Below are 9,510 nucleotides of genomic sequence, written 5' to 3' on the forward strand. Positions count from 1 at the left end.
AATCTCAACAGCTTCTTTATACTTCTTGTCTTTCACAAGAGGAAGAATTTTGTTCAAGAAGGCATTCAGGTTTACCTTGCCGTAGATAAGAGCGATGAATTTCCATACAACATAGGCAATACCGTAAACCGCAACAATGAGTAGAGGCCACATAGCCCATCCACCATCTTTAAACCATTTTACCATACCGCTACCAAATACCAGTTCGGCAAAGCTCTCCATACCACTGCTGCTTGCAGCCGCGGCTGTTTCCTCAACTGCTTCCTGGGCAAATGCCAGACCGGGGACCACTATGCTTATCAGAGCGATCAGCAGCATTATGTACGAGAATTTTCTCATTATTTGATTCCTCCTTGGAATAATTTAGAAATTAAATGATACTCCAACGGTTATACCGCGGTAGTTATCTATATAAGCTGGGTTTTGTACTGCTTTCCCATAGGTGAATTCAACCTCAGGAAATGTATATTGTAAAGTAGAATCTTCAAGATCTGCACCATCGTCGTACGGCGAACCAGTTTTGGGGTACACCGAGTTTATATTCTTTGTCTTAAACAAATTCTCAACATCCAGAAAGATCCGTAAGCTGTTTCCACCAGGGAGTTGGATGCCTTTTGTTAATCTGGCATTAGCTTGATGCGTAGGATCCATGCGTTTGCTGTTTGTATCTAACATGGAATTCCCCTCAATGCTTTGAGGAGTATATGGCGCACCAGATACAAAACTCCAATTGATGTTAGCTGAAAAATCATCTAAGGGCAGTATATAATCCGTAAACGGAATAAAGAACTCCTCGCCACGACCAACACGGAAAGTATAATTGATAGAGGCATTATGGCGAACATCCCAATCCAAGGGGAACTCTCTTAATGAGGTATTCTCATCCTGAATAACTGTGGAAGAATTGTTTCCCTGTGCCCAAGCTAGAGAATAGGCAATACTCCAAGTATTGAAGTTTGAGAGCAGTTTCTCAAGCTGAATATCAATACCACGCGCAGATCCATAATCTTCAGATATGTAGCGATACCAGGAAATACTGGGTTCATCAACTCGGCGTTCACGAATAGTGCTAACGTAATTGTATAGATTCTTGTAATAAGCAGTCATATCCAGTACATAATCATCGCTCAATTGGTGGGATAAACCTACTTCATAAGTAACCGTTATCTGAGGCTCAAGATTCGGGTTACCCACCGTAATTGCTACATCCGAAAGGTTTGCATCTTCAGGAGTTTTCGATGTAAAAATGTATTGCATTTGTGGCAACTGATTTTGATAGTTATAGGCAAATCTCAAAACATCACGCTCAGTAATCGGATGGGATACGCCCAATCGGGGAGAAACCATCATCTGAAATCTGTCATCTTTATCAAAATCTCGCTCAGCAAAACGGCCATTATCTTGTAGCACCTTATAGCTTGAACCCAAATACCAGAAATCGAAACGCATACCTGCGTTAACAATCATGCCTTCCCATTCCATTTTATCCTGTAAATAGTAGGCAAACTGCCATGGATTAGCCGTGTATCCGTCTCTTTTCCCAGAGGCTGACTTAGCCGCATTGTAATAATCCATTGGTTTATAGATAGGTGATATATCGGCAATGGTTTCAGGTGTGTCTTTTTTAGATTTAATGCTAAAAAGCTCGTCTGGGATTGTATTATCGGCAATAAAATTGTTTAAATCATCTTCCGTAAGCGTGTATACGCTTTTCAAGTACGCTTGTCTGCGATCTTCATATATTGTCAGGAAATTAAGCACCTGATCTTTTTTTATGCTATGATTTATTAACTCAAATCCAGTCTTGGTCAGATGTGTTTCATTTATCTGCCATTCAAAGTCCGATCTCAAATTGATGCTGGTAGTAGTATCGTCAATGAAATTAGTATAAATTGTGCCAGGAGGATTAAAACCTGGTATTGACCTTGGATCTTCCAGTGTCGCTAATCGGTATTGCCAATAATTGGATGGATAGAAACCGTCATCATGAATCCCATCCCCATTATCGTCAACGCTAATAAAACCAAATCTGTTCTGACCAACTCTATCAATATACTCATTATCTTTATCTAACGGGTCACCAAGTGCATCGAGATCATTAGGATCGAAGTAATCTGGGAAATAGAGGAAACTTTCGCGGTCAATTCCGCGAGGACCCTGTTCGCTATCTTTTGTGTAGTAACTGGCTTTAACTTTAAGGTTCATCGAAGAAGAAAACATATGATCGTATGTGCTAATATACTGTTGTTGCATTACATTGGAGTATGCATAATGCTGTAAAGCATAACGCCAAGAATATGAACCAGCTGGATTAAAGGGGTTGCTATCCGATTTGTCACCACGAATAGCAAAGGTTAGCTTCTGAGCTTGGCTTAAATCGTATTTTGTTTTCAAGTTTATATTGTAAGTATTGTAGTTTCTATCACCAAGATCAACGCCGAGAAAGCTTTCGCGATCTTTATAGGGATCGTAAACTGGATAATCTGCTTCCAATATCGAAATTCCATTAAAAGTATAATCTTGGTTGGGATTAGAATAATACAGATCCTTGTATCTACCATCAGTCCATTCACCGGCTCCGTTCAAGTAGAAAGTAAGTCGTTCCTTAAGGTCTTGCGATGCAAAGGGAACTATGGGTCCGCCAATGGCAAACTTAAGTAAATCCATATTTTTCCCCTCGCCGATAACATGATCTGTGTTATACTCAATTTTACCCGAGAAGAAGGGATCTCCATCTTTAGTTACAATATTTATCACTCCAGATTGGGCATTTCCAAATTCTGCCGGAAATCCTCCGGTCATAATCTTAAGATCTTTAATGGCATCTGTATCCACAGAAAGAGCACTGCCTCCATCCACAGGATCCGAAACGCTCATACCGTCAACAGTAAAATTAACCTCGTTGGCTCTACCGCCACGAACATGCAATTCGCCGCCAATATTTGTTACTCCGGCTTGCAAAGAAATTATCCCCTCAACATCCGATACCGCAGAATCGGTTAAACGGTCCATTTCTATCTGGTGAGAAGAACCGGTGCGGCCACTCTCAACTCTATCCGTATTAGCTTGTACCACAACTGTGGCAGTTTGAATTCCTTGGCGGTTCATAACTGGAGAAAGATTAGTAGCTTGACCAACCTGGATTCTTACGTCCTGATAGGTCATTGCAGCATAACCCACGAGAGTGAATTTTACAGTGTAAAAACCCGGTGGAATATTGATAATAGTGGCATGACCTTTTTCATTGGTCTGAGCTCCAGTAATACGCTGGGAACCGGACATAACCACAACATTCACATACTCCATGGTGCGTCCTTGAGTGTCACGAACGCGAACGGAAAGACGACCTGAGGTCTGTGCTTCGAGGTATACGACACCAATGAGCAACACAATTAGCAGGATCAATGCAGTTTTTCGCATCGATGAACCTCCCTTCATCCTGGCTTATTTACTATTTAATTAAATTAGTTAGCAAGAGGTGCAACCAAAAAAGCAAAAAGGCTATTCCTCTTAAAGCTCTCATATCTGAGTAGTAAAAATCAGTCAAGCAGTTTTTTTTTAAACACAGCTATTTTAACATATAAAATAACGCAATTCCGCTTGAAAAAAAATCACTTACGAATTTCATTTGAATCTCACTTCTGGCAAAGCCAAGCCACCAACTAATTCCCCAAGGTATAGGGCTCTTTGTTCGATCATAAATTTAGTGGCTAAATCTTGGCTCATAACACAGATCATGCCAATTCCCAGGTTAAATGTTTGCCGCATTACTTGCTCTGAAATCTTGCCGCCTTTGCGGATTATGTGGAAGATGGGAGGAATAATGTGCTTTGAAAAGTCGATTTCGGCAGAAATACCTGGCGGCAGTATACGCTTCAAATTACCGGAAATCCCGCCCCCAGTGATATGCGCCATTGCCTTAAATCCTGCATCTGTTAAATACGAAGAGACAGTGGACAGGTAGCTAAGGTGTATTTTTAGCAAGCACTCCGCTAAGGTACTACTCAATTCTTCTATGTAAGAATCTATTTTAAGATTCATGCGTTCAAATAAAACCTTCCTTGCCAAAGAGTACCCGTTTGTGTGTAAGCCGCTTGAAGGAAGGCCAATTAACACATCTCCAGCTTTTATATTCTGACGAGGAAGCAGATTATCCGCCTCAACCATTCCCACGATGGTTCCTGCCAGATCAAAATCTTTTGCCTTATATAGCCCTGGCATTTCTGCCATTTCCCCACCAATAAGAGCACAGCTGTTTTCTTTGCATGCGTCAACAAATCCATCTATTATCTGAGCAATATTCGTTACATCCAACTTACCCACGCCGATATAATCCAAAAAGAAAAGCGGTTTAGCTCCTTGCACTAAAATGTCATTTACGCAGTGATTTACTAAATCTTGACCAACTGTGTTTAAAACCTCTGCTTGGATGGCAATTAAAAGCTTTGTACCCACGCCATCTGTACTGGAAACAAGAATCGGTTTTTGCCACGCATCATCAATACGATATAAACCGCCAAAGCTTCCTAATTCACTTAAAACATTGCCGTTGAATGTGCTGCGCACTTTATTCTTTATTTCTCTTACCGCTCTTTCACCAGCCTCAATATCTACTCCGGCTTGTTTGTAGTCCATAGGTTTTACACTGTCATCTGGCATAGGCTGTCCTTAAACTCGTTTATGGTTTGCATCGATAGGTCCAAGATGCCATTAACACTAAATTCACTAACATTAAAAGCTGCCATTACGGTAGCATATCTCATTGCTTCTTTAATAACATCATCACTCAAATCGTTATGCCCTTCCAGACATGCCATAAAGGCACCGGCAAAACTATCTCCGGCTCCAGTGGGATCTTTGACTAATTTGATAGGATAAGCAGGAGCATAATATATGTTATTGCTCGTTATGGCAACGCTACCATATTCACCCCGTTTAACCACCGTAACTTTGGGTCCCATTGCCAACAGCTTTTCTGCAGCCAAGTAGATATTATTTTCTCCAGTAAAGGCTTTTATCTCGTCCTCGTTCATGAATGCGATATGCACTTTGGATATCACTTCAGCCAGTTTGTCTGGACAACCCTCAATCCAAAAGTTCATGGTGTCGCAGGCTACATGGTTATATGATGATGTTTTTCGCAATACCTGCAGTTGAAGTTCGGGATGTATATTCGCTAAAAGTAGCGAGTGGCATGTACAACAATTTTGGGGTAATTTGGGAACAAAATCGGCAAAAACATTCAGTTCTGTAAGCAAGGTTTCAGCTTTATTTAAGTTATGATATTCGCCAGTCCAGCGGAATGTTTTTCCTGCCGCAATTTCTAATCCGTCCAAGTGAATGTTGTGCCTGCGCATTACATCAATTGCATGGGAAGGGTAGTCGTTCCCAACCACACCAATAATATGAACATCAGCAAAATATGATGCCGCTAAAGAGCCATATACGGCAGAGCCACCAATCGCATCTATTACACTGCCAGCGGGAGTACTGATGCAATCCAACCCGATTGAGCCAACTACTACTAGACTCAAGGTTTTTGCCCCATAGTATCCATATCTTGAATTTCAGTTTTGGCTTCAACCGAATCTTGTTCGGTACTCATAATCATGGTCTGTTTTTCGCCCATTCTGCCTAGAATACCCATTACATAAATTAAGGCTATCAAAATCAGTAGCATCGCTATTAGTTTCGGCCAGTTATAGCCTTTCTTGCGGCGACTTTTCCACCGTTCATCCACCTTATCGTTAAGGTCGCTCATGAGCTTATCTCCTTTAGAAATTCGGTAAATCTGGACACACCTTTGCTTATGTTTTCCATGCTATTGGCATAGGAAAATCTAACTGTCCCCTTTAAACCAAAAGCACCACCGTCCACCATGGCTACATGGTATGTTTCTAAAAGTTTATCGCAAAATTGTGAAGCCTTTTTTATTTCTTGATTATTATTCTGCAAATACCAACTGATATCCGGCATAATATAAAAAGCACCCTGAGGTTTTTTGCAAATTACATGGGGTATTTTCATCAGCATATCATACAAATAATCTCTGCGCTTCCAAAACTCTTTGCGCATGTTTTCGATGGAATCATCTTCTTCAGTTAGAGCAGTAACACATGCTTTTTGAGTTATAGAGTTTACGCAAGATGTTGTATGTTCCTGAACTCTACCCGCGGCATTTATGATGTGTGTCGGTCCTGCCGCATAACCCAAACGCCAGCCAGTCATAGCATATGCTTTCGATACTCCATTTACAATAACTGTGTGTTCCTTTGCTTCTGGGCTAATCGAGGCTATTGAAACATGTTTCACGTCGTCGTAGACTAATCTTTCATATATCTCATCCGATATAATCAGAATATCATTTTGAATACAAATATCTGCCAGCACCTCAAGCTCTTTGCGGCTATAGACGGCACCGGTAGGGTTGTTAGGAGAATTAAGGATAAGAACCTTAGCACAGGGACTATCCTCAATGGCTTCCTGTAATGCTTCGGGCTGAATTTTATAGCCCTCGCTTACTTCGGTGGGTATGTAAACTGGAACTGCATCTGCCATCATGGTCTGATACGGATAGGTAACCCAATATGGTACTGGTATTAATACTTGATCGTCTGTATCGCAAACCGCAATTAGTACATTCAAGATTGAGGCCTTTGCTCCAGGAGACACCAAAATATCCTTGGGAGTATAACTAAGACCGTTATCACGTTCCAGTTTTGCACAGATAGCTTCACGCAATTCAAGGATGCCCACATTTGCTGTATAACGAGTAAAATTGGCATCAATAGCTTTATGCGCAGCAGCTTTAATATACTCTGGAGTATTAAAATCAGGTTCTCCAACTCCAAAGTTCACAACGTCGATCCCCGCCTGACGCATCTGCGTTGCTTTTGCAGATAAGCTCAAAGTGGGCGAGGGTTTGATCAATTTGGTACGATTTGACAGCTTTATCGCCATCGTATCCCCCTATATTTTTTATTATCTAGACATTAGTAAAACAAGGATTGCAGTGTTCACTATATCATCGGTAGAACAACCTCGAGAGAGATCGCAAATCGGTGCTGCAAGACCCTGAATTATAGGCCCAATAGCTTCATATCCAGCTAAGCGTTGAACAAGTTTATAACCAATGTTTCCGGCTTGTAAATCTGGAAACACCAATGTATTTGCGTGCCCCGCCACACTGCTATCTGGCGCCTTGCTCTTCGCTATCTTCGGTATTATTGCCGCATCTAATTGCAATTCTCCATCATAAGCAAAATCTACTTGTCTATCGTTCAATATGCTTTTAGCTCTTTGTACTTTCTCTATCAATTCGTGTTCGGCACTTCCCTTAGTAGAAAAGGATAGCAAGGCTACAAAGGGCTCATCACCCAAAATCATGCGCCTGGTAGTGGCTGTAGAACTGGCAATATCTGCAAGTTGATCTGGAGTGGGATTAGGTACAACCGCACAATCCGCAAATAGGTAGGTAGTTTCATTGTCTCGCGGGGAAACCATAATAAAGGTAGAGGAAACCGTGTTTAAGCCAGACATTACACCTACTACTTGCAAAGAAGCTCGTAAAACATCGGCTGTTGTATTGGCTGCTCCGGCTACCATGCCGCTTGCCATGCCTTGTTTAACCATCATGGCACCAAAATACAGCGGATTTTGCATCTGCTTGAGGGCAATATCCTTGCTTACCCCTTTCTCTTTTCGACGCTCGTAAAAATACTCTGCAAATCTTTCCAAATCTTCGCTAACTACCGGATCAATAATATCGCATTCTGCTATATTGATGCCCAATGCGGCTGCATCATTAAGAATTTGGCTTCTTTTACCTAATAATATTACTCTGGCAATGCTTTGTTCGGTCAGACTAGCTGCTGCGGCTAAGGTTCGCTTATCAAAAGATTCTGGCAAAACAATTGTTCCACCTATTGCAATTGCTCTGTTTTTTAATAATTCAAGAATATGCATCTATGCTCCATTTAATTCGTTTTCTACTACAATCAAAGAAAGATTTGTAACTCTATTGAATTCTGCTCTGATTTTTGCTAATAGGGCATGTCGATTTTTTCTGATCTGAGATTCCGGACAATTAACCAATACGGAATCAAAAAATTTGTCGATTATCGACCCAAAATCCACCAAATAATTAAGTGCAGCAGGATAATCTACTTTTTTTAGGGCATCATCTATATGGGCATCGAGTTCTTTAAGCGCATTATGAAGCTGTGTTTCAACTTCGTTTTCAAACAGCGAAGAATCAACTTCTTCAAAACTCAATTCGCCTTCAAGGATATTGGATACGCGCTTGAAACCAATTACCAGCTTTACAAATCGTTCGTCCCGCCTAAGTTCCTCTAATGCCTCTGCCTTGGCTAGTGTGTGCGGCAAACTACTCAACCCCATATCTATTACACTTGCTACAATGTCGTATGCAAAACCTTTCTCTTTTAAAAGCCAACTTACTCTTTGCTTAAAGTATTGCTTAACTTTTAGTGCTGATTCTGGCTCTATCTCTACTTTATCTGATAAGGTTTTGAAAACAAAATCTATCATCGAATCTGGATTAAGATCCCAAGCTCTTTCAGCAAGTATTTGCACTACTCCTCCTGCTGCGCGTCTCAGAGCAAAAGGATCAGCGCTTCCAGTTGGCATCAAGCCCACACCGAAAATACCACATACTGTATCTAGTTTATCGGCAATAGCACAAAGAGCGCCACAAAGCGTCTTGGGTAACACATCGTTGCTCCCTCGTGGCATATAATGTTCGTATATTCCCTGGGCAACTTGCTCATCCTCGTTGTTTGCCAGAGCATATTGCATACCCATATAACCTTGAAGCTTCGTGAATTCTTTCTCACCCAACATTAGAGTAACCAAATCTGCTTTGCATAAAAATGCAGTTCGTTGTGCCTTAATTTGCTCTGTTTCACTTAGGTTTAGCTCATTGCATAAATATTTATTAATCTTAAGGATGCGCTCTGTTTTATCTTTTAATGTTCCCAAACGGGATTGGAATACCACGTTTTTTAGCTGTGGTACAAAAGATGCCAAACTGCGTTTGCAATCCTCGTTAAAAAACCACATAGCATCTTCTAATCTGGCTGCTACAACTTTCTCATTCCCGGCTTTGATGATATTGCTATGCTGAGGATCTCCATTAGATACAAATACAAACTTATTACTCAGATTACCGTTGTCCCGATACACAGAAAAGTATTTTTGGTTTTGACTAATGGTAGAGGTTATTATCTTTTCGGGAAGCTGCAAAAAATCCTGTGAAAACTCACCTATTACTGCATGAGGATACTCTATCAGGTTGCATACTGTATCTAATAATCGTTCATCTTGTTTAATCTGATCATCAGAGCCTATAAATAACTCTGCAAACTGTTCCAAGATAAGCTCTCGGCGTCGCTCTCGATTGACTAAAACTTTGTTAAGTTCCAAAGTCTCTTCATAGCTTTGTACAGATTCTATCTTAAGCGTTCTATCCAATCCCAGATAGCGATTCCC

8 protein-coding genes are annotated in these 9,510 nt (G+C 40.9%); all 8 read right to left on the minus strand.

Annotation, left to right across the window (positions count from 1 at the left end):
• Positions 1 to 339: MotA/TolQ/ExbB proton channel family protein (locus LHW48_05295; protein ID MCB5259878.1), on the minus strand; the 339-nt coding region annotated here is incomplete at its 3' end.
• A gap of 24 nt (positions 340 to 363) precedes the next feature.
• Complete coding sequence (locus LHW48_05300) at positions 364 to 3,420, minus strand: carboxypeptidase regulatory-like domain-containing protein (protein MCB5259879.1); 3,057 nt, start codon at positions 3,418 to 3,420, stop codon at positions 364 to 366.
• A 204-nt stretch (positions 3,421 to 3,624) separates the two neighbouring features.
• The gene (gene purM, locus LHW48_05305; protein ID MCB5259880.1) at positions 3,625 to 4,659 is read right to left on the minus strand and encodes a phosphoribosylformylglycinamidine cyclo-ligase; all 1,035 of its coding nucleotides are present in this window, start codon (positions 4,657 to 4,659) and stop codon (positions 3,625 to 3,627) included.
• The gene (locus LHW48_05310) at positions 4,641 to 5,534 is read right to left on the minus strand and encodes a PfkB family carbohydrate kinase (GenBank protein ID MCB5259881.1); all 894 of its coding nucleotides are present in this window, start codon (positions 5,532 to 5,534) and stop codon (positions 4,641 to 4,643) included. Before LHW48_05310 ends, purM begins: the two co-directional genes overlap by 19 nt.
• Positions 5,531 to 5,761, minus strand: a complete 231-nt coding sequence (locus tag LHW48_05315) for a hypothetical protein (protein ID MCB5259882.1) — start codon at positions 5,759 to 5,761, stop codon at positions 5,531 to 5,533. The genes LHW48_05310 and LHW48_05315 overlap by 4 nt, the downstream gene beginning before the upstream one ends.
• Positions 5,758 to 6,960, minus strand: coding sequence for a pyridoxal phosphate-dependent aminotransferase (locus LHW48_05320; protein MCB5259883.1), 1,203 nt, complete (start codon positions 6,958 to 6,960; stop codon positions 5,758 to 5,760). Before LHW48_05320 ends, LHW48_05315 begins: the two co-directional genes overlap by 4 nt.
• Positions 6,961 to 6,981: 21 nt before the next feature.
• Positions 6,982 to 7,965, minus strand: a complete 984-nt coding sequence (gene pta / locus LHW48_05325; protein MCB5259884.1) for a phosphate acetyltransferase — start codon at positions 7,963 to 7,965, stop codon at positions 6,982 to 6,984.
• The coding region (gene glyS / locus LHW48_05330; protein ID MCB5259885.1) for a glycine--tRNA ligase subunit beta at positions 7,966 to 9,510 on the minus strand (1,545 nt) is incomplete at its 5' end.

The organism is Candidatus Cloacimonadota bacterium, from assembly GCA_020532355.1.
Taxonomy (GTDB): domain Bacteria; phylum Cloacimonadota; class Cloacimonadia; order Cloacimonadales; family Cloacimonadaceae; genus UBA5456.

Excerpts from the sequence above, each read along its gene's own strand:
- LHW48_05300 (MCB5259879.1), bottom strand. The coding sequence starts at position 3,420 with ATGCGAAAAACTGCATTGATCCTGCTAATTGTGTTGCTCATTGGTGTC.
- purM (MCB5259880.1), bottom strand. The coding sequence starts at position 4,659 with ATGCCAGATGACAGTGTAAAACCTATGGACTACAAACAAGCCGGAGTA.
- LHW48_05315 (MCB5259882.1), bottom strand. The coding sequence starts at position 5,761 with ATGAGCGACCTTAACGATAAGGTGGATGAACGGTGGAAAAGTCGCCGC.
- LHW48_05320 (MCB5259883.1), bottom strand. The coding sequence starts at position 6,960 with ATGGCGATAAAGCTGTCAAATCGTACCAAATTGATCAAACCCTCGCCC.
- pta (MCB5259884.1), bottom strand. The coding sequence starts at position 7,965 with ATGCATATTCTTGAATTATTAAAAAACAGAGCAATTGCAATAGGTGGA.